General features: G+C 61.6%; 19 protein-coding genes and 1 other RNA gene. 3 read left to right on the forward strand and 17 right to left on the reverse strand.

The genetic code is table 11. The features are described from left to right. The first annotated feature begins 270 nt into the window (after positions 1-270). The 3 genes from rnpB (at position 271) to Q5Q88_RS02060 (ending at position 2,557) form a co-directional block, all read left to right on the forward strand. Positions 271-637, forward strand: an RNA gene (rnpB, locus tag Q5Q88_RS02050) — RNase P RNA component class A. Positions 638-841: 204 nt separating this feature from the next. Beyond that, the gene (locus Q5Q88_RS02055) at positions 842-1,891 is read left to right on the forward strand and encodes an inorganic phosphate transporter (protein WP_294121823.1); all 1,050 of its coding nucleotides are present in this window, start codon (positions 842-844) and stop codon (positions 1,889-1,891) included. A gap of 42 nt (positions 1,892-1,933) precedes the next feature. Continuing rightward, positions 1,934-2,557, forward strand: a complete 624-nt coding sequence (locus Q5Q88_RS02060) for a DUF47 domain-containing protein (RefSeq protein WP_302741514.1) — start codon at positions 1,934-1,936, stop codon at positions 2,555-2,557. A 433-nt stretch (positions 2,558-2,990) separates the two neighbouring features. Here Q5Q88_RS02060 and Q5Q88_RS02065 read toward each other — a convergent pair whose 3' ends face one another. From Q5Q88_RS02065 to ftsW, 17 genes are all read right to left on the reverse strand, one after another. Further along, the gene (locus Q5Q88_RS02065; protein ID WP_302741516.1) at positions 2,991-3,644 is read right to left on the reverse strand and encodes a DivIVA domain-containing protein; all 654 of its coding nucleotides are present in this window, start codon (positions 3,642-3,644) and stop codon (positions 2,991-2,993) included. A 62-nt stretch (positions 3,645-3,706) separates the two neighbouring features. Beyond that, a complete protein-coding gene (locus Q5Q88_RS02070; RefSeq protein ID WP_302741518.1) occupies positions 3,707-3,985 on the reverse strand; it encodes a YggT family protein in 279 nt (92 codons plus the stop codon). A gap of 12 nt (positions 3,986-3,997) precedes the next feature. Next, positions 3,998-4,738 (reverse strand): cell division protein SepF, encoded by a 741-nt coding sequence (locus Q5Q88_RS02075; RefSeq protein ID WP_302741520.1) that lies wholly within the window; start codon positions 4,736-4,738, stop codon positions 3,998-4,000. A 39-nt stretch (positions 4,739-4,777) separates the two neighbouring features. Continuing rightward, complete coding sequence (locus Q5Q88_RS02080; protein ID WP_302741521.1) at positions 4,778-5,515, reverse strand: YggS family pyridoxal phosphate-dependent enzyme; 738 nt, start codon at positions 5,513-5,515, stop codon at positions 4,778-4,780. 6 nt (positions 5,516-5,521) lie between these two features. Further along, positions 5,522-6,358: a PhoU domain-containing protein gene (locus Q5Q88_RS02085; RefSeq protein ID WP_302741522.1), complete on the reverse strand. Its 837-nt coding sequence runs from the start codon at positions 6,356-6,358 to the stop codon at positions 5,522-5,524. 75 nt (positions 6,359-6,433) lie between these two features. After that, positions 6,434-7,237, reverse strand: a complete 804-nt coding sequence (gene pstB / locus Q5Q88_RS02090) for a phosphate ABC transporter ATP-binding protein PstB (protein WP_302741523.1) — start codon at positions 7,235-7,237, stop codon at positions 6,434-6,436. 10 nt (positions 7,238-7,247) lie between these two features. Then, a complete protein-coding gene (pstA, locus tag Q5Q88_RS02095; protein ID WP_233546221.1) occupies positions 7,248-8,183 on the reverse strand; it encodes a phosphate ABC transporter permease PstA in 936 nt (311 codons plus the stop codon). Between the two features lie 3 nt (positions 8,184-8,186). Then, a complete protein-coding gene (gene pstC / locus Q5Q88_RS02100; RefSeq protein WP_294159285.1) occupies positions 8,187-9,095 on the reverse strand; it encodes a phosphate ABC transporter permease subunit PstC in 909 nt (302 codons plus the stop codon). Continuing rightward, on the reverse strand, positions 9,092-10,027 hold the full coding sequence (locus tag Q5Q88_RS02105) for a phosphate ABC transporter substrate-binding protein (protein WP_233546222.1): 936 nt from the start codon (positions 10,025-10,027) through the stop codon (positions 9,092-9,094). The genes pstC and Q5Q88_RS02105 overlap by 4 nt, the downstream gene beginning before the upstream one ends. A gap of 144 nt (positions 10,028-10,171) precedes the next feature. Further along, positions 10,172-11,014 carry a phosphate uptake regulator PhoU gene (locus Q5Q88_RS02110; RefSeq protein WP_302741528.1) on the reverse strand — a complete coding sequence of 281 codons (843 nt, stop codon included), beginning with the start codon at positions 11,012-11,014 and terminating at the stop codon, positions 10,172-10,174. A gap of 274 nt (positions 11,015-11,288) precedes the next feature. Then, positions 11,289-12,116, reverse strand: coding sequence for a polyphenol oxidase family protein (locus Q5Q88_RS02115; RefSeq protein ID WP_302741530.1), 828 nt, complete (start codon positions 12,114-12,116; stop codon positions 11,289-11,291). A 238-nt stretch (positions 12,117-12,354) separates the two neighbouring features. Beyond that, complete coding sequence (ftsZ, locus tag Q5Q88_RS02120; RefSeq protein ID WP_118654156.1) at positions 12,355-13,482, reverse strand: cell division protein FtsZ; 1,128 nt, start codon at positions 13,480-13,482, stop codon at positions 12,355-12,357. Positions 13,483-13,742: 260 nt separating this feature from the next. Continuing rightward, positions 13,743-15,125: a cell division protein FtsQ/DivIB gene (locus Q5Q88_RS02125; RefSeq protein WP_302741533.1), complete on the reverse strand. Its 1,383-nt coding sequence runs from the start codon at positions 15,123-15,125 to the stop codon at positions 13,743-13,745. Beyond that, positions 15,082-15,993 carry a UDP-N-acetylmuramate dehydrogenase gene (gene murB / locus Q5Q88_RS02130; RefSeq protein ID WP_302741534.1) on the reverse strand — a complete coding sequence of 304 codons (912 nt, stop codon included), beginning with the start codon at positions 15,991-15,993 and terminating at the stop codon, positions 15,082-15,084. The genes Q5Q88_RS02125 and murB overlap by 44 nt, the downstream gene beginning before the upstream one ends. Before the next feature lie 3 nt (positions 15,994-15,996). Then, the gene (murC, locus tag Q5Q88_RS02135; RefSeq protein ID WP_302741535.1) at positions 15,997-17,421 is read right to left on the reverse strand and encodes a UDP-N-acetylmuramate--L-alanine ligase; all 1,425 of its coding nucleotides are present in this window, start codon (positions 17,419-17,421) and stop codon (positions 15,997-15,999) included. A gap of 177 nt (positions 17,422-17,598) precedes the next feature. Beyond that, positions 17,599-18,729 (reverse strand): undecaprenyldiphospho-muramoylpentapeptide beta-N-acetylglucosaminyltransferase, encoded by a 1,131-nt coding sequence (murG, locus tag Q5Q88_RS02140; RefSeq protein ID WP_294121798.1) that lies wholly within the window; start codon positions 18,727-18,729, stop codon positions 17,599-17,601. Beyond that, positions 18,719-20,422, reverse strand: coding sequence for a putative lipid II flippase FtsW (ftsW, locus tag Q5Q88_RS02145; protein WP_302741538.1), 1,704 nt, complete (start codon positions 20,420-20,422; stop codon positions 18,719-18,721). The genes murG and ftsW overlap by 11 nt, the downstream gene beginning before the upstream one ends. Positions 20,423-20,428 lie beyond the last annotated feature (6 nt).

Genomic DNA, 20,428 nt, shown 5'->3' on the forward strand with positions numbered 1-20,428 from the left:
CTTGTACCCAGCTCAGTGCATATATATCAACTAACTGTTGTGACAGAGCCTAATATATAAAGGCTTCTTTCGTCTTTTTCATTACACCGTATTGAACCACAGCTCCCTGGACCGGCGAACAGCGCGGCCGCATCTTCCACGCGCAGTTCCGCACGCAAAGGAGAGCCCAGTGGGCTCTCCGTCTTGCGCGGGATTGTTTGAGCACGGACGATGTGGGAGTGCGGGAGAGGGGGAACAACTCCTCGAGCTCATGGTACAATACCTCCTCGCGAAGCGGGCCAGACGATCGCGCGACCAGTCACTACGTGGCAGGCGTGAGGAAAGTCCGGGCTCCATAGGGCAGGAAGCTGGTTAACGGCCAGGCGGGGCGACCCGACGGATTAGCGCCGCAGAAAAGAAGACTCCCGCTGCCCGCATTCATGCGGGTGAGAGAAAAGCTGAAACGGTGGTGTAAGAGACCACCAGCGTCGTGGCAACACGGCGGCTTGGCAAGCCCCTTCCGGAGCAAGCGCGAATAGGAGCGCCATGGGCCGGCCCGGCCCGCGCTCGGGTAGCGTGCGAGGAACTGCACGGCGACGTGCAGGCGAGATAAATGATCGTCCACGACAGAACCCGGCTTATCGGCCCGCCTTCGCCCCTTTGAGGATCATCTTGCCGACTCCCCCTCTGACTCCCCTCTCAAAATGCGTGGCCCGTCCCACCAGACCTTGTAGCTGGTTTTTCCTTACAGAAGCCTTACATACCGTTCGTGCTTCAGCTCCGTGTCATGTGTTTGTAAGGAGTAGAATAACAAGGCTGTGTAAACGGGCGCGTTCGCGCGCCGAACGGGAATGTGGTATCAGTGGACGTATCCTTCTCCTATTTCATTGCGCAAGTCTTTTCAAATCCAATACTTGCCATGACGGTCCTGCTCACGCTGGGCGTCATCTTCGTAAATGGCTGGACCGACGCGCCCAACGCCATCGCGACCTGCGTCACGACGCGCTGCCTACCGCCCAAGACCGCAATCATCATGAGCGCCATCTTCAACTTCCTCGGCGTGTTCATCATGACGCACATCAACGCGAGCGTGGCTTCGACCATCTCCAACATGGTCGACTTCGGCGCGAACACCCAGATCGCGCTCATAGCGCTGTGCGCTGCGCTGTTCTCCATCGTGGTGTACTCCGTGGGCGCGAGCATCTTCGGCATCCCCACCAGCGAGAGCCACAGCCTCATCGCCGGCCTCACCGGCGCGGCGATCGCCCTGGGCGGCGCAGACGGCGTCAACATGAACGAGTGGGTCAAGGTCCTCTATGGCCTCGTCCTCTCCCTCGGCCTCGGCTTTGCCATGGGCTGGGTCGTCTGCAAGGTGGTCACCCTCCTCTTTGCCTCGACGGACCGCCGCAAATCCAACACGTTCTTCCGCTGGGCCCAGATCGCCGGCGCCGCCGGCATGAGCTTCATGCATGGAGCCCAGGACGGGCAGAAATTCATCGGAGTCCTGTTCCTCGGCGTCGCCTTCTGCAACGGCCAGTCCTCGGTTGACAACATGATCATCCCGGTGTGGCTCATGCTACTGTGCTCCGTCGTCATGGGCGTGGGCACGAGCGTCGGAGGCGAGAAGATCATCAAGTCCGTGGGCATGGACATGGTCAAGCTCGAGAAGTACCAGGGCTTCTCCGCGGACCTCTCCAGCTCGCTGTGCTTGCTGCTCGCGACCCTCACCGGCATCCCGGTTTCCACCACGCACGTCAAGACGACCGCGATCATGGGCGTGGGCGCGGTTAAGCGTATCTCCGCCATCAACTTCGGCGTGGTCAAGGACATGCTGCTCACCTGGGTGTTCACCTTCCCCGGCTGCGGCCTCATCAGTTTCCTCATGGCGAAGCTGTTCCTGCTATTCATCTAAGACGTATCGGGCAGAACCGAACCATATGTGAAAGGACCCATCATGGCCAAGAAAAATGACGCCTTCTACTTCGACAGCTTCGCCAGCGCCGCGGAGCTCGCCTGCAAGGCCGCGCAAAAGCTCGACGACATCATGCGTCACTTCGACCCAAACAAAATCGAGGAGGCCGTCGCCGAGATGCACGAGATTGAGCAGGAGGCCGACGAGATCGTCCATGCGGTCAACGACGCACTGATCACCGCCTTCATCACCCCCATCGAGCGCGAGGATATCGCCACCCTGAGCAACAGCATCGACGTCGTCATCGACCGCATCGAGGGCGTCCTGCACCGCATCTACTTCACCAACGTTCAGGAGATCTACCCCGCCGCCCTCGAGATGTCCGCCAAGGTCATGCGCGCAACTGAGCAGATGCACGACCTGGTACTCGAACTTCCGCAGTTCAAGCGCTCAAAGAGCCTGCGCGAGCACGTGGTAACGGTAAATACCATCGAAAGCGAGTGCGACGATATCTACATCGCTGCGATGCGCGGCTTGCACACCGCGGACCTTGACCCGCTGACCGTCATCTCCTGGCGCGATGTCTATACGTTCCTCGAGTACTGTGCCGACTCCTGCGAGTTCGTCGCCGACACCGTCGAGTCCATCGTGATGAAGAACAGCTAAACAGACGAGTGCTCGACACATGCCGAACAGGATTAAGAGATTTGAAGCTCAAGTTTCCGCGCACGAGTGCGTTGCCGCAGGAACTTGAGCTTTTTCGTATTAGTTTTCGAAAGTAACAAGTAGAAGACGACGAACATTCGTTAAAACGCCAGCGAATGGCTGGATGAAAACCCGCTATACATCGACTTTTTATAATTCAATACGAAAAAGCTGAACTTTGAGCAGTGCACGATTCAACAGATGGGCATCTGCATATCAAGTCGGTCATACAGTGTCCACATGCCTCGATTTTTTAAATTCTGTCTCTACAACGCAGCGAGCCCACGCCATATGGCGCGGGCTCACTTTCAACGATGGTGAAATCAAAGTGTCGCACTGCATCTCGGACCGAGCGACCGCTCAAATCGAATCGAGCCCCGGTCTTGACCGATGTCTAGTCTAGATCGTCGGAGCCGAAATTCGGAAGCGGTGCGAACGGGTCGGCGACGGGCATCGGCTCAGGGGCCGGTACGGACACGGGCTCAGCAACAACGGCCTCGGAACCCGTAGGGGTGCCCATGAGTAAATCGGCAGGGAACTCATTTTGAGCCTCATCCATGAAGTGCTGGATCAGCTTGAGATACTCGGCCTTGAACTCCTCACGGGAAGCCTTGAGACGATCGATCTCGTTGATCTCATTCTGCTTCTCGGCGAGAGCCTGACGAATGACCTCACGAGCCTTGGCGTCGGCTTCGGCGCGAATGCGGTCGGCGTTCTCGCGAGCGTCGGCGACAATGTTGTCGGCAGACTGCTGAGCCGCGATGAGCGCAGCGGAGATCTGGCTTGCCGTAGCCGTGTACTCGGGATTCGCAACGGGCGCAGGAGCCGGTGCAGCCGCGGGAGCCGGAGCAGCCTGAGCCTGGGTCTGGGCGGCCGCGAGCTCCTGCTCAGCTGCCGTCAGACGCGTCTTGAGATCAACGATCTTGTTGAGCATGGCGTCGACCTCAGAGGCGAGCCTCTCAAGGAAAACGTCGACCTCGGCGGGATCGTAACCGCGCTTGGCCTCGGAGAAGGTCTGCGCCTGGATGTCAGCGGGAGTAATTGCCATGAGTCAATCCTTTCGTACGCGAGGGGCACCAACTGGGGGTGCGCTCCGCTCGGCGTCAATCGCTACAATAATAACCTTATTATGAGGTTCTCCAGCAGATTCAACACAAGTATCGCAAGAACGGGAGACCAGTCGATTCCCCCCATGGGAGGCAGGAATCTACGGAACAGGTTCAGATACGGTCCGACGATGCTCTGCAGAACCGCCCCGATGTCCTCCATGAGACCACCGGAACGAATGGGAAACCAACTGAGCAGGCAGTAGGCCAAAACCAAAAAACTGTAGAAGTTGAACAGCGTCTGAACAAGTCGTGCGATGGTAAGGGCGTTAATCGAAATCACGTCAGGCGGCTCCTACTGCTTAAGATAGCCATCTTTGCGGAGGTTGGCGAGATCGGTCTGTTTGACCTCGCAGCCCTGCGGCAAAACAATGAATACACGGTCGCCCACCTCGCGAACGCTCGCTCCAGATCCACAGGCGAAGCCGTAGCTGAAGTCGAGGACGCGCTTGGCGACCTCGGTGCGCACACCCGCGAACACGAGCGCGACGGGCTGACGCGTGCGGACGCGGCGAACGACGGTCTCGACATCATCGTAGCTTTCGGGACGCAGAACGTAGGCGGGGAGCTGAGGCGTGCCTTCGAGCACGGCGCTTACACGGGCTTCGGTGGACGTTGGAGCGGCGGGAGTCGGCACGGAGCTCATCGCGGCGCGCTGCGACTGCGCCTGGGCATAACTGGAGGGCGTGTCATAGGCGCCCGGGCGATAGGCACCATCGCGGCCGGTTGCCGTGGGGGCGCCATAGGAGCTGGCATGACGATCCGCCTCGCCGACCAGCTGTCCGGAACGTGTATACACGGCAACGGACTCCGCCTCGCCACGGCGCGTCTGACCGAGCATGCCGTTCCCGGAATCCGAGGGCTCGTAACCGCGGTAGGTATCCTGTGCGGGCTGTCCGTATCCCGCCGGGTAATCCTCGTAACCGGCATCGCCGTCTTCGCCATAGTAATCGTCATACTGATCATCGCCGTACGGCTCCGAGGCGCTACCGCGCCCTGCGCCAAAACGGCTCTTGATATCATCTAAAAAGCTCACGTCTCTACCTCTCTTCGCGCCTTGTATGGGCGTACCCGCCTATCTTACTGCAAAGGATGGGTCAAAGACCACACGCCCGAGTCGAACGATGGTGGAACCCTCCTCAAGCGCCACCTCGAAGTCCTCGCTCATACCGCACGAAAGTTCGGAAAGCGGCAGGCCGCTCTCCCGCGAAAGCTCGTCACGCAACTCGCGCAAGCCGGCAAAACACGCATGAGCCGTATCTTTATCCCCACGGGGAGCCATGGTCATAAGCCCCTTGATGCGGATTCCACAAAGACCCTGCAGTTCGTTGAACTCACGGCGAAGATCCGCAGGAGAAAATCCCCCCTTTGTCTCCTCGCCGCTCACGTTCACCTCGATGAGGACGTCTTGCGGGACGTCGAGTTCGCCAGTCTCCATGCGACGCTCCACACGCGATGCAACGGCGCATGCGAGGTGCAGCGAGCCGATGGAGTGGACGAGGCCGACGCGCCCAAGTACGGCATTAATCTTATTCGTCTGAAGATTGCCGATCATATCGAAACGCACGTCGGGCAGGTCGTGAACAGCCGATAGTCCTTCGAGCTTGCGATTGAGTTCCTGCGGTCGGTTCTCTCCGAACACGCGATACCCGGCGTCGATCGCAGCGAGAACCTCCCCCACCCCAACCGTCTTCGACACCGCCACGAGGGTCGCGTCACCGGACGTACGGCCGCTCACTGCCAGTGCCGCATCCATACGCGCGAGGATCTCCGCACGACGCTCAACGATATCATTTGCGTACGAAGCATTCATGGTCGGTTACTCACCATCCGTCCCGACGCGGGCAATGAGGGCCGCGAGCTCGGAACCAACCTCGTCGGGCGCAAGGGCGGAGACGTAACGCGCATCACTCACGGGGTCGAGCGTCACGCCCTCGCCCGAGGGGATGCGCATGCTCTCCAACTCCTCCTCATCCGCATCGGCGATGTCGTCGGCGCCCCAACGCTGACCGGTGAGCAGGAACACGAGGCGATAGGCGGATTCCATGGCGATGTTGGCGATGCGGTCCAGGTAGCGCGAGACCATGACGGTACGACGGAAGTCGTCCATCTGGGCGTCATCGGCCACTTCCATCGTCTCAGTGCGGTTAAAGACACGGAAGAACTCCTGATACGCACCGTGCACGGCCTCGTCCTCCTCCGAGAGGGCGAGCACCGCGGCGAGGTCGTTGTTCACGAGCGCTGCGGCGGTTGAGCCGAGAACCTGGTAGACGCTCGCCGCCTCCTGCTCGATGAGGGCAACCATCTCGGCGGGGAACTCGATGTCGTTGTTCACCTTGCGCTTGGCGGCACGCGCGATACGCCGGACCTTGTCGCTCATGCGCTGGAGGTTGAAGTCGATGTAGATGATGGTCTGCAGCAGACGGAAATCTGAGGCGACCGGCGACTGCGTGGCGATGAGGTTGTAGCAGACGGCCTCGAGGTTGGCGCAACGGGCGTCGATCTTGTACGTCTTCTTCTTGGCGCGGCGCGCGAGCTCCATGTCGTCGGTCACGAACGCGGTGACGGCATCGTGGAGCGTGAGGTCGATCGACTCGAAAATGGAAAGCATCTCGTGGCGCGCCTCGATGAGCTGGCTTGAAAACAATTTGCGCATGTGCGCCTCCTAACAGGCAGGTGGTAGAAATGTGTGAAAAGGGGCCTAACCCCCAATCGCACATCATGATGCAGGTTACCCAAAACGACCGGTGATGTAATCCTCGGTGCGCTTATCCATGGGAGTGGTGAAGATGGCGTCGGTCTCGCCGTATTCGATGAGCGTCGCGGGCTCCCCTGCAACCTCCTGCAGGAAGAACGCGGTGTGGTCGGAGATGCGCGCGGCCTGCTGCATGTTGTGGGTGACGATGATGATCGTCATCTCGGGCGCGAGCTCGGCCATGAGGTCCTCGACCTTCTGCACGCTCGTGGGGTCGATGGCGGAACAAGGCTCGTCCATGAGCAGCACGTCGGGCTGCACCGCGAGCACGCGGGCAATGCAAAGACGCTGCTGCTGACCGCCCGAGAGGGCCAGACCGTCTTTAGATAGCTGGTTGGAGACCTCCTTCCAGAGGTTGGCACGCTTGAGGGACTCCTCGACGATGTCGTCCAGATCGCTCTTGCTCGTGACGCCCTGAAGGCGCGGGCCGAACGCGACGTTCTTGTAGATCGACTTAGGGAAGGGATTGGGCTGCTGGAAGATCATGCCCACACGGCGACGCAGGTCAACGGGGTCGACGCCCTCCGCGTAGATGTTGGAGCCGTCGAGCTCCATCGCGCCCTCGTTGCGCGTACCCTCGATAAGGTCATTCATACGGTTCATGCAGCGCAGGAACGTGGACTTACCACAACCAGAGGGTCCAATGAACGCGGTGATCTTGTTCTTGGCGATATTCAGGTTCACATCGGTGAGCGCATGGAAGTCGCCGTACCAGAAGTTGAAGTCCTTGACGGTGATGGCGCTCTGCGCCGCCTCGGGCGCGTTACGGTAGACGGTCACGTGGAGCTCCTTACTTGCTCTTGCGGGAAAGCCAGCGGGCGAACAGGTTGAAAGCGAGAATGATGGCCATGAGCAGCAGGGCGGTGCCATACGCCGCATTCATGTTGATGCCGTCATTCGCCAGCAGGTACAGATGGACCGTCATGGGGCGGCCGGAGTCGAGGGGCGTGATGGGCATGTTGATGGCCTGTCCCATCGTATAAAGCACCACGGCCGTCTCGCCGATGGCACGACCGATGCCGAGCACGATGCCCGTGGCGATGCGACCGAACGCCGAGGGCAGGACGATCTTGCTCACGACCTGCCACTTGGTGGCGCCCAGGCCGTAGGCGCCCCAGCGGATGTAGCGGGGCACGGCGCGGATGGCCTCCTCGGTGGTGCGCATGATGATGGGCAGCATGAGCAGCGCGAGGGCCAGGGCGGCCGAGATCATGGACAAGCCAAAGCCCATCGCCTCGACGAACAACGCGTAGCCGAACAGGCCCATGACGATTGAGGGCACTGAGGCGAGCGTATCGGCTGCGTAGCGGATAATGTTGACCAGACGACCCTGCTTGGCGTACTCGGCGAGGTAAACGGCCGCGAGCACGGCGATGGGTGTGCAGATGAGCATCGCCAGGGCGGTCACGTAGACGGTCGACACGATCGTGGGCCAGATGCCGCCTTCGGCATTGACGCCCTCGGGCCACCCAAAGATGAAGTCGAGTGAGATATGCGGGAGGCCGTTGACCACCACGTAGGCGATGATGGCAACGAGCACGAGCGTGGTGATGGCCGCAGCGACGCGAAACACACCGAGCATAATCTTGTTGCTCGTGTTCTTGGAGATGCGTTCCTTCTTACCAGAAGCGAGCGCGCGCTTGATGCGCTGGGCGGAGGACTCGGCCTGGACAACCGCCTCAGGAGCGGCGTTGGGGACCTTGGAGGCGTCTTGTGCTTGGGACATGGCCTACCCCTTCCTCATCTTGGAAAGCAGGCGAACGATGCCCACAAGCGCGGCCGATACGATAAAGAGCACCACGCCCATGCCGAACAGGGCAGTGCGGTGCAGACCGGAGGAATAGCTCATGTCGAGCGCGATCTGGCTCGTGAGCGTGGAGACCGGACTCGAGATAGACTCGGGGATGACCGGGGCATTACCCACGACCATGAGGACGGCCATGGTCTCGCCGATGGCGCGACCCATACCGAGCACGACGGCGTCGACGATGCCGAATTTCGCGGCAGGAAGCACGACCTTGTAGATGGTCTGCCATTTGGTGGCCCCCATCGCGAAACTCGCCTCGCGGATACCCATGGGTATGGAATTAAGCGCGTCGATGGTGAGCGTGGTGATCGTGGGGACGATCATGATGGCGAGCACGAACCACGCGGTGAGCGCGCCGAAGCCCAAACCGCCCGTGAGATCGGCGACGAAGGGGCGGATGATGACCATACCGAAGAAGCCGTAAATAATCGACGGGATGCCCGCAAGCAGATCGACGGCAGGGCTGATGAGGGCGCGCACGCGAGCAGATGCGATCTCGGTGAGGTACACGGCGGTTCCCACGCCGAGCGGAACGCCCAGGACGAGTGCGCCGACCGTCACGAGCGCCGTGCCGGCAGCGAGCGACAGGATGCCATAGTGTCCTTCAGTGGGCGCCCAGGTGAAGCTGAAGAAGTTCGCCAGGCCGATATCGGTGAACACGGGGACGGCCTGCATCATCGTGAACGCGAAGATGAGCACGACCGTGACGACGGCCAGGAACGCGCAGCCGAAAAACAGGTATTGCAGCGCCTTCTCCTTAAGATAGGTGCTGCGCGAGACGAGCGCCAAGTCACGCTTGCGCGGAGCGTTCTGCTCGGTCATTTGGCTCATGCTCCCTCCCCACTCGTTTCGACCGGAATGAAGCCGGCCTCGCGGATCTGCTCATCCATCTCGTCGGAGAGGACGTACTCGATGTACTCCGCAGCGGCGCCCGTCGGTTCGCCTTTCGTGAAGAAGTACAAATCGCGTGAGATGGGGTACTCGCCCGTGGCGATGGTCCCCTCGGACGGAGCAACGCCGTTGACGCTCATGGCGCGCACGCTCGTTTGAGCGTACTTGGACTCGACGAAGCCCATGGAAATATAGCCGATGGCACCGCGGGAACGACTCACGACATCGCGCACCTGGCCCGTGCCGGAGAGCACGGCGGCGCGACGGTCGAAAGCGGAGCCGTCCATGACGATCGATTTGAACGCCTCGCGGGTGCCGGAGGCCTCATCGCGGTTGACGAGCTGAATCGTCAGATCCTCGCCACCGACCTCGCTCCAATTGGTGATTTGGCCCGAATAGATGCCACGCAGCTGCTCAATCGTGAGGTCATGCACGGGATTCTCCGTGTTCACAATCACCGCGATGCCGTCATGGGCCACCGGCACCGTGGTGAGGCCGAGCTTGGACTCCTCGGCATTGAGCCCGCGCGAGGACGTCGCAATCTCGGCGGTACCGGTCGAGACGGCCTCGATGCCGGCAGAGGACCCAAGACCGCTCACGAGCACGCCGATGCCGGCCTCTTCCTTAAAGAGCTCAGCGGCTTGTTCGGCGATGGGCAGGCAGGTCGTAGAGCCGGCCACGGTAATGGATTCCGTCGCACCCTCCGAGCTGCAGGCGGACAGGGCCGCCATAGTCGACAGGGACACAACCGCTGTCGCGAGAAACAGCGGGATGCGGCGGCGCTTGAGCGGAACCGAACCTTCTTGCCCTCGATCTGCGAAAGATGTCGCTGCACGCGCATTGCAGAACTGGGCGGAGGGAATACGTCGCACGGAGGGACTCCGATCTCTTCGAGCGATTGACGCAGGCACGCGGGTGCACCCTACACCCGCGCCACATCCCGATATGGTATCAAATGTTGTACCTGCGCAAGTGCTCGACGAGCCCAAGCCCCTATAAACACCCTTTGGGCGCGACTATTCCGTCTGTTCGGTATCGGCGCCGTCTTCGATAAGCGACGCGAGCGCCTCGCCCACCTCGTCGGGCGCAAGGGCGGCGACGTAGCGCGCGTCACGAGCGGGATCGAGCGTCACGCCCTCACCCGCGGGAACGCGCATGCTCTCCAGCTCATCCTCATCGGCATCGGCGAGGTCATCGGCGCACAGGCGCTGGCCCGTGAGCAGGAACGTCAAACGGAACGCGGCGTCGATGGAGATGGCGGCGATGCGATCGAGGTAGCGCGACACCATGATGACACGGCGCAGGTCGTCGAGCGATGAATCATCTGCCATGTCCTCGGCGTTCATACGGTTGAAGGTGCGGAAGAACTGCTCGTAGATCTCGTGAACCGCCTCGTCCTGGTTGGAGAGATCGAGCACGATCCCCAAATCGTTGTTCACCAGGGCGGACACCGATGCGCCGAGCACGCGATACACGCTCTCCGCCTCACGTTCGATAAGGTCAACGAGTTCGGCGGGAAGCTCAATTTCCTGAGCGACCTTGTGACGCGCGGCACGTGCGATACGGCGGACCTTGTCGCTCATGCGCTGGAGGTTGAAGTTCACGTAGATGATTGTCTGCAGCAAGCGGAAGTCCGAGGCGACCGGTGACTGCGTGGCAATGAGGTTGTAGCAGACCGCTTCGAGGTTGGCACTGCGCGCATCGACGTGATCGGCGGCCCGCTGAGCCTTCTTGCCGAGATCCTTATCGTTGGCGATAAACGCGTTCACGGCATCGTGCAAGGAAAGGTCGACCGCCTCGTAGATGGAGAGCATCTCGTGACGTGCCTCGATAAGCCGGCGGGAAAACAGTTTGCGCATGGGGGTCCTTCGCGACGTGTGGTTTTACACCAGGCAAGTCTAACGTCGGCCCCGCACGCCTCGCGTAAACGCAATGTCAGGGAAATGAAAGGGCTGCCCTAAGGGAGGCCGTTGACCATCACCGATCCAGAGGGTGACAACGTCGAAAAATAGGCTTCAAATCGCGCCGCTTTTCGACATTGTTACCCTCCTTCGGCTTCGACTCCTAGCATCCTGCCAGAATCACGCGTATAAGGGCGTCTAACGGGAGCACTGGCCAGCCCGAGGCTCCCGGCTAGGCGATCACCGCGACAGCGGCATGCCGCCCGCACGTCCCGCCCTCGGCCCGATATGAGAAGAAGCGATCGTTATCGCGAACGGTGGACAGGCCTTGTTCCCAAATGCTCGACGCGGGGACGCCGGCCTCGACGAGCGCCTGCCGGATGGCGCGCGACAGGTCGAGCAGGCGCGTCACACCGGAGCCGTGCCAGCCGAACTCATCATCAAATCGTCCGATGAGCTCATCGGACACCTCGTACTCATCACCTTGGATGTGCGGCCCGATATAGGCCCGTATGTCCTCGGACGTGCAGGCGGCCTCGTCTGCGAGAGCACGGGACGCCTTGGCGGCGATACGCGCGATCGTCCCCTTCCAGCCGGAGTGGATCACGGCGAATCCGGATGGAGCCGTAAGGACGACCGGCACACAATCGGCAAAGCAGAGCATCACCGGCGTACCGGGGGCCACGCAGACGATCGCGTCGGCGCCCGAGGCGATTTCGGTCCGCACAGAAGCCAGGGAGGCGGGGTCCGAATCGCGCACCACGGCGACATGGTCGCCATGGACTTGGTTGGGAACAAGGAGACGGTCGAGCAGACCGTCAAAGCCCTCGGCCGCCCACGCGCCCGGGCGACCGCCGAAAGGCGCGGCTTTACACAGCGCATGAAGCGCGCGCCGCCGGTTCTCGAGAACGGCTTCGAGATCGTCTCCCACGTGGGACCCGAGGTTCAGCGAGGTGTACGGAGCCTCGGACACGCCGCCCGTGCGCTCCGTGAAGCCGAATCGCACCCCGCCGTCGCACCCACCGACAAGCGCCACCCCATCAACCACAACGCGTTCCATAGCGATATCCCCCATCTCGTCAAACACAAGTTCCAGCAAGCCGCCCCGCCGCCCCACCTTACGCGTGAGAGCCGCGAAGCCTCCGAGCTTTCGGCACCTTCAAATTCTCTACCACGTTAACGCAAGGAGGGGTCCGGCACTTGCCTAAGCAAACATTCCGCAGCCGTTGAGCAAAGCTCGACGGCGAGGACGTTTGCGTGGCAAGTGCCGGACCCCTCCGACAAGTCACGTGGACGAATTAGAAGTTGCCGCGCTTGAGGAAGTCGGGAAGCTCGAACTGATCGTTGCCGAAATTCGGAAGCTCAGTGCCGCCGATGTTGCGCGTTGCCGCAGGAGCAGCGGCAGGCTCAGAGGAACGCTCGGAACGGGGAGCCTTGGAAGCAGCGAAGAGCTCGTCCTGGCGGTTCACGTTGGAATCAGAGAAACCAGTGGCGATTACCGTGATGCGAACCTGATCGCCCAGGGACTCGTCCACAACGGTACCGAAGATGATGTTGGCATCCGGGTCGACGGCGTTGGCGACGAGGTCGGCCGCGTCGTTGATCTCCTGAATGCCGAGATCCTTGGAGCCGGCGATGGAGAGCAGGACGCGCGTCGCGCCGTCGACGGAGCTCTCGAGCAGCGGGCTGGAGATCGCCTGCTGCGCGGCATCGACGGCGCGGGTGTCGCCGGAGGCGACGCCGATGCCCATCATGGCGGTGCCGGCCTGCTTCATGATGGTCTTGACGTCGGCGAAGTCGAGGTTGATGACGCCGGGGACGGTGATGAGGTCGGTGATTCCCTGGGTGCCCTGGGACAGGACGCCGTCGGCCGTGGTGAAGGCCTCGAGCATGGTGGTCTTCTTCTCGGCGATGTCGAGCAGGCGGTCGTTCGGGATGACGATCATGGTGTCGACGGATTCGGCGAGGGTCTTGATGCCCTCCTCGGCGGAATTCTTGCGCTTGCGGCCCTCAAAGGTGAAGGGCTTGGTCACGACGGCGACGGTCAGGGCGCCCACGTCGTTCATCGCGATATCGGCCACGATGGGGGCAGCGCCCGTACCGGTGCCACCACCCTCACCGCAGGTGATGAAGACCATGTCGGCTCCGGCAAGCGCCTCGGCGATGTCGTCACGACTCTCCTCGGCGGCCTTACGACCGACCTCGGGGTTGGCGCCCGCGCCTAGACCGCGGGTGATGTCGGTGCCGATGTGAACCTTGATGTCGGCATCGGAAATGGCCAGGGCCTGAGCGTCCGTGTTGATGGCGACGAACTCAACGCCGCGGATGCCCTCCTCGATCATGCGGTTCACGGCGTTCGTGCCGCCACCGCCCACGCCGACGACCTTGATGACAGCAAGGTAGTTGTTGATCTCGTTCTCGTGCATGTGCGGTCCTTTCGAACGCTATGTTGCTAGCCCTTAGGCGAAACGTCACGACGTTAACCCTCAACTAGAGATTAAAAGTCAAGGTAAACCGTGCTATGTTTGCACAAAGTAGGCTCTCAAGTCAAACCGACCTGCGCATATTGTGAAGTATACGGCATTTCCGCTGGTATTCCCAAAGACCGTTCGGCGAGCGCAAAAATGGCGCGCGTCAGAAACGCGCCAGACCTCGTGAGCATTACCAGTCAACCCTCATCGGCAGCCTATTGTGGAGCGCTACGGAACGTGTAGGCGCCAGGCTCACGGACGTTGATGAACGACACACCCGTCTCTTGGGACAGCAGCTTGGTGACCACGCGCTCCTTCTCGGTGATATTGTCCGGCGCGCCGAGCGAGACCTCAACGCCGGAGATCAGATATGCCGAAATTGCCTCCACCGACGAGACCGACAAACTCTTGATCTGCGCCACGAACTCCGAGGAAAAGCCGTTTGCGTATTCAAGTCCCGCCAAAACCACGTCCGAATTCACCGGCTCGCCGCTTTTGGGGGAGATATCGCTGGGCACATCGGTCAAAAGAAGGGCGCCGGAATCTTGTGCGACCCTCAACGCGGCCTCCTGGGAGGACAGCAGGGTGGCACCCTCGGGCACAGACCCATCTTCGCCCACCTCCACTTCGTTGCCCTCCGCATCGACGGCGACCAGAAGGGTCACGGGAGCAATCCAAGTACCGTCATCGCCGATCGCCCAGGCGATCTCGTCCGCGGTGATATACGCGATGGCCTTCAGTTGGCGTTCCACAGGCGTGATGACGAGCGCATGCGGCCAGGAGCGTTCAATCTGAACGCCCTTGATCCACGGGCTCGCCTGGAGCTGCTCGAGAATAGCCTTCTCGTCGACGTTGAGCAGGGTCGTCCCCTCGGGAATATCGACAAGAGCCTGCACCGTCTGTTGCTCAACGTGATCGCTACCCCGCACTTGAATATCGGAGGCCTCAAAGAGCGCAGAGTTCGCAATGACGACGACGGCAAGTGCCACGGCGGCAAATCCGCCCACGCCAGCGATGAGCACGCCTCGACTCGGTTTGCGGATGTTGAGTTTTGAAGCGAGCGCGGTAAAGAAGCCCCCGATTGCCGTGAAGACCCCCATGAGGGGACGCAGGACGCGGACGACACCCGTTTTTTTCGAGCTGGGCTTACCAGCAGCGGGCATGCTCGCGCGCTTGACCCCGGGCACGGCGATCTTTGCGGCCTTATTCTTACCGGATGTCAAAGACGAAACATGAGCGGTGGAAGTTTTTTTCTCGGCAGCTCGAACCGCCGCGGGGGAAGCGACGGGGCGCGTGCCGTGGGGCAATTGCCTTTGCCGGGCAGAGGCCTTGGCGCTCTTGCCGGGAACCACGCCACGCTTGGTGGGGACAGGGCGCTTTGCCTTCGAGACGCCCATGGCAGACGCAGGCCGGGCAATCTGCGAACGCGCAGAGACGGGCTTGGGCTTCGTCGACGCCCTCGAGGCGGGAGCGGGCCGAGGAGCCGACGACGGGTTCCTGGAAGCCGGGGTCTTCTTGGCTGCCGCGGCACGACGATAGGTAGGCTTGGGAGCCCTAGAAGCCGAGGAATTTGACTTCTGGTTGTAGCTCGACGCCATACCTCTCCCTTACCGTCTTGTGCACGTGCCGTATGACCGCGGAGACATCTGCCGCGGAAGCGGTTCCCTTGTTCACGATAAAGTTAGCGTGAACGGACGAGACTTCCGCCCCGCCCTGAGAAAAACCCTTTAATCCGCATTCCTCGATCATGGCGCCCACGGCGCGATCGGGGGGGTTGCGGAACACCGAGCCGCAGGACGGAACGCCGAGCGGCTGCGTACGACGGCGACGCGTTAGGGCGCGCTCCATGCGAGTGCGAATCTCATCTTTCACGCCCGGCATGAGTTCAAGTGTCGCCTCGAGGATGATCTCATCGCGCGGAATTCCGCACTCGCGATACCCCCAGGCGATGTCGTCGTGCCCGTAATGACGCATCCCCTCGCTCGGCTTATACGTCATGACATCTTGAACAAGCGTTCCAATCCACTCGGTTCGCGAGCCGGCGTTCATGGAAATCGCGCCTCCCACGGTTCCCGGAATGCCCACCGCGAACTCAAGGCCCGCGAGCTCCTTGGAAAGGGCTTCGTTCACCAGGCGCGCGAGGATGGCACCGGCACCGACGGTGATGGTTCGACCATCTTCACCCAGCACGAAGCGGGAGAATTCACTGCCGAGCGTGATGACCGCCCCACGATAACCCTCATCGGCGACGAGCAGGTTGGAGCCCTTTCCGATAATGACCCATGGCACCCGCTCGCGGGCGAGCACCTCGATGGTGCGGCGCAGGGAATGATAGCTATGGCAGGTCACGAACAGATCGGCCTTGCCGCCAATGCGATAGCTCGTGTGACGGGCGAGCTTCTCCTGCTCGATAATGTCCGTGTCGATCGTGCCCGAGAGCGACATGACGGCGTTGAACACACCCATCGACTATTGATCCTTGCTCGCGACATACTCGAGATAATCGGGGCCGACGGCGGTGACGTCGCCCGCACCCATGGTGATGAGCAGATCGCCCGCCTGCGCGACCTCATCCAAACAGGCCATGAGGGACTGATGGTCGGACGCGTAACGCACCTGTTTGTCGGGGTGGGCGGCGCGAATCTTATCGGCGAGCATCTTGCTCGTCACGCCGGGGATGGGCATCTCGCCCGCAGGGAAGACATCTACGAGCACAACGGTATCCGCATCTGCAAACGCGTCGACGAAGTCATCGCACAGCGCCTGGAGACGCGAATAGCGGTGCGGCTGGAACACGACGACAACGTGCTGGAAGTCCAAAGACTTGGCAGCATGAAGCGTCGCCTTCACTTCGGTCGGGTGATGGCCGTAGTCATCCACGAGCATGACGCCGCGGGTCTCACCCACGTGCGAGAAACGGCGGCGGGCACCCTCGAACGTGGAGAGGGCCGTCGCGGCCTCCTGTGTATCGAGGCCGAGCACATAGGCCGCAACAAGGGCGGCAGTGGCGTTCAGCATGTTATGACGACCGGGATTGTTTTTAATGGAGACGGAGCGAACAGCCCCATCGGGAAGAGCGACCGTAAAATCGGTACCGAAGGTATGGCTGGAAGCCCGCGGCGTGCAAACGACGTCGAAACCCTCGCCTTCACCATAGGTGAACACCGAACGACCAGTCGAACGGGCGAGCTCGACGAGGCGCGGATCCTCACCACAGACGATAACCGCGCCGCCCTCGTCCACCAAACGCATAAACGCGCAGAACGTGTCTTCGATCTCGGCGAGCGAGCTATAGTGGTCCATGTGGTCGGCCTCGACGTTGGTCACGATGACAACATGGGGATCGAGGTAGAGGAAGGAGCTGTCCGACTCATCCGCCTCGACGACGAAGTACTCCCCATCGCCGTTCTTGCCGTTGGTCCCATAGCCCTCAACGACACCGCCGATCAAAAAGCTCGGGTCGAGCCCCATGCGGTCGAGCATAGTCGCAACCATAGAAGAGGTCGTCGTCTTGCCGTGCGTACCAGCAGCGGCGACCGTCGTGCGGCCATACCCGAGGGCAGAAAGCATCTTGGCGCGGTGCCAAACGGGAATACCGAGCTCACGCGCGCGCATGAGCTCCGGATTAGTCTCGGGGATCGCCGTGGAAACCACCACGACATCGGGCTTGACCTCATCGATCGTGGCGGCTTTATGCCCCACGTGGACGTTGACGCCGGAGCGCGTGAGCTGACGGACATAGCGGGAGGTCTTGAGGTCGGAACCCGTGACGGTGAACCCACGCTCATGGAGAACCAAGGCAATGCCGCTCATGCCGGCACCGCCGACGCCGATAAAGTGAGCGCTCTTGAACATCGGGGCGGTCGTCGCCTCGGGAACTGCAATGGTCGACATGACTCTCCTCGCATGATCGCATACGTAAACTAATCTAGTATACGCCATTCGCATTGCCTCGGGTCCCATCGCCCCGCCCCACGGCATATCATCCCGTGCTCAAACAGCGCTTCGCGAACTGCGCGCGGGACGATGTCCGCAGGAGAGGGGCTGCGGGGACTCTGTCGATGGGCCCCCTTACACGAGGGCTTCTAGCTCGTCGGCTAGGACTTGGGCGGCTTTATCTTGGGCTAGGCCGCAGGCGGCGTCATGCATCGCGGAGCGGCGGGCGGGGTCGTGCAACAAGGTGAGCAGCTCTTCGCGGAAAGAATCGCCATCGATGTCCGCATCCGCAAAGACCACAGCGGCACCGGCGTCGGAAAGCAAGCGGGCGTTGGTGGTTTGATGGTCGGCCGTGGCAAAGGGGTACGGAACGAGGATAGAGGGCACCGCGAGGGCGGCGATCTCGGCCACTGAGGATGCGCCGGCGCGGGACAAGACAAGGTCGGCGGCGGCGAGGACATCGCCCATGTCGTCGATATAGGATCGGACCTGCCAGCGTGCGCCCTCGTCGCCACTCAGATCGAGGGCCGCGACGGCGTCATCGTAGCCACCCTTGCCCGTCGACTGAACCACATGCAGGCCCTCGATCGCGAGCAGTGCGCCTTTGAGTTCCGCGAGCCGCTCATTGAGGTGCTTGGCTCCCAGGGACCCGCCAAAGACCAACAACACCGTCGCGTCTTCATCGATTCCAAGAGCGGCGCGGCCACGTGCGCGGTCGCCGTCAAGCACGCTGCGGCGTACAGGATTGCCGGTGAACACGATGCGCGTGGCAGAGCCGGCATGCTCGCGAAGGATGTCCCCCACGCTCGGCTGACCGGTTGCGATGAGCCGCGCGAGCTTGGCGGAGCGCTTGTTGGCAAGACCGGGAACGGAGTTCTGCTCGTGCAGGGCAACGGGAATGCCGAGCTTAGCCGCGGCGCGCACGAGCGGCAACTCGAGATATGCCCCAAAACCGATCGCAACATCCGGCATGAGCAGGGAGCCAGACTGAAACTCGCCCACCAAGCGGTGCTCCTCACGCGCTAGATGCATAAGGGCCGTGACGAGCGTCCACGGACGCTGTCGATCGAAGCCTGTCACGTGAACGGGGTGGAACGGGAAGCCCGCCTGGGGCACAAGTGAGCCCTCCAAACGACGCGTCTCGCCAAAAAAGTGAACCTCGTGCCCACGGGAGCGCAATTCATCCGCGAGTGCCAAGGCGGGATTCACATGGCCTGCGGTGCCACCTGCGGCGATGGCGACCACCAAATGCCTGCTATCGGTCATAACGGCTCCTCCCCGTTCGCCCTCTACCATCACCGCGACCAGACTCACCGGAACGGCGCGGGCGAGGGTTGCCTGCGATACCACCATAATCCACCCGAGGCCGTGCGTCACGCGAACGGAGTCGTTCGGAGGCACCGCCGCCCAAATCCACGCGCTGATACCCACCTGGGCGCGGCATCCGCTCCGATGCGCGGACATTCCGCGCGCCACGCGGACGCGGACCGCGCGGACGATCGGGCAAAGATGGGGCGCCCCCTTCGTATACGCGCAATCCGCCACGACCGCGCGGCATAGGATCGCCCACACCGGAATCCTCCTCCACGTTACCCGCAGCCATAACATGGAAGCTTGCGCGACGGCGGTCGGCAGAGGTTTGGACGTTGCTTTCGACCGAGACGCGGAAGATGAATCCCGCAAGTATGAGCGACGTGAGCACCGAAGAACCGCCGTAGCTGACGAACGGAAGCGGTTTACCCGTCATCGGCAAAAGGCCCAAGATGCCAAACGAGTTGATGATGAACTGGATGAGCAAGACAAACGAACAGCCCGCAGCGACCAACTGGCCATGGAGGGTCGGCGAGCGGCGCGCGATGTAGAACCCCGCGGCGATCATGGCAAGGAACACGGCGACGAAGATGGCCATGCCAACAAAACCGAGTTCCTCACCAATAATCGCAAGGATATAGTCGTTGTGGGCTTCGGGCAGATAGTAATATTTCATGGTCGCGTTACCGATGCCGCGACCGAACGGACCGCCCGAGGCGAATGCCATGATGGCGACCGTCGCCTGGAAGCCGTCGCCGTACGGGTCGCTCCACGGGTCGAGGAAGACGAGGAGGCGGGCGAAACGGTAGGGCGATGCGACGGCCAGAATGATACCCGCCAAGACCATCAGCACGAATGCGCCGGCGATCAGGCGGTATGAAATGCCGCAGATGTAGGCCATGGCAAAGACCGTCGCCACAATGATGATCGTGGTTCCCAGGTCGGGCTCGGCAAAGATGAGCACCGCGGGCACACCCACGCAAAGCAGCAGGTAAAACAAGAACGACGAGGTGTCGAGGGTGCCATCGTCGTAATACGCGGCGAGGATGTTTGCCGCGTAGACGATGACCGCGGGCTTGGCGAGCTCGGCGGGCTGCAAGTTGAAGAAGCCCAGTGGAATCCAACGAGAGGCGCCCCACGTCTCGCCACCGGCACCGACCGCCAACACAATGACGAGCAGCGCGACGACTGCCCACCACACGCTCGTCACGAAACGAGTGCGAAACGCCTGCCAGGGAATGATCTTGCGCGTGCCGATAACCGCGAACGCACTGAACCCGATGACCATAAAGATGGCCTGGCGAAAGACGTAGTGCCAGGAGCTTCCCTCCTCCTTGAGGGCTTCGACAGACGATGCAGAGTACACCATCAGCAACCCGAAGGCGCAGATCGCGATCAGGCACGAGATGAACACGAGGCGGGGACGCATAATCCGCGCGGGAACGCCGGCGATCAGCTTCTCCCCCAACTCGGAATGACTGGTCGCCGTGGCACCACGGCGAGATCTCTTGCCGGGACGCGCCTGAGACGCGCTCGAACCGCCCGAAGTTACCGAGCGCTCATCGCGCGTGCGACGGAACGCGCCAAACGGCCTTTTGTCTTTTTTGGCATCGTCGGCCACGCCGGAGACGACGTTGGGCTCATCCACGGTGCG

Source organism: uncultured Collinsella sp., from assembly GCF_959026545.1.
Classification (GTDB): Bacteria; Actinomycetota; Coriobacteriia; order Coriobacteriales; family Coriobacteriaceae; genus Collinsella.

Bases quoted from the DNA above. Each gene is read 5' to 3' on its own strand.
- murG (WP_294121798.1), bottom strand. From the start codon at position 18,729: ATGACCGATAGCAGGCATTTGGTGGTCGCCATCGCCGCAGGTGGCACC.
- Q5Q88_RS02125 (WP_302741533.1), bottom strand. From the start codon at position 15,125: ATGGCGTCGAGCTACAACCAGAAGTCAAATTCCTCGGCTTCTAGGGCT.
- murB (WP_302741534.1), bottom strand. From the start codon at position 15,993: ATGGGTGTGTTCAACGCCGTCATGTCGCTCTCGGGCACGATCGACACG.
- pstA (WP_233546221.1), bottom strand. From the start codon at position 8,183: ATGTCCCAAGCACAAGACGCCTCCAAGGTCCCCAACGCCGCTCCTGAG.
- ftsZ (WP_118654156.1), bottom strand. From the start codon at position 13,482: ATGCACGAGAACGAGATCAACAACTACCTTGCTGTCATCAAGGTCGTC.
- Q5Q88_RS02115 (WP_302741530.1), bottom strand. From the start codon at position 12,116: ATGGAACGCGTTGTGGTTGATGGGGTGGCGCTTGTCGGTGGGTGCGAC.
- murC (WP_302741535.1), bottom strand. From the start codon at position 17,421: ATGTCGACCATTGCAGTTCCCGAGGCGACGACCGCCCCGATGTTCAAG.
- Q5Q88_RS02060 (WP_302741514.1), top strand. From the start codon at position 1,934: ATGGCCAAGAAAAATGACGCCTTCTACTTCGACAGCTTCGCCAGCGCC.
- Q5Q88_RS02085 (WP_302741522.1), bottom strand. From the start codon at position 6,358: ATGCGCAAATTGTTTTCAAGCCAGCTCATCGAGGCGCGCCACGAGATG.
- pstC (WP_294159285.1), bottom strand. From the start codon at position 9,095: ATGAGCCAAATGACCGAGCAGAACGCTCCGCGCAAGCGTGACTTGGCG.
- Q5Q88_RS02065 (WP_302741516.1), bottom strand. From the start codon at position 3,644: ATGGCAATTACTCCCGCTGACATCCAGGCGCAGACCTTCTCCGAGGCC.
- Q5Q88_RS02110 (WP_302741528.1), bottom strand. From the start codon at position 11,014: ATGCGCAAACTGTTTTCCCGCCGGCTTATCGAGGCACGTCACGAGATG.
- Q5Q88_RS02080 (WP_302741521.1), bottom strand. From the start codon at position 5,515: ATGAATGCTTCGTACGCAAATGATATCGTTGAGCGTCGTGCGGAGATC.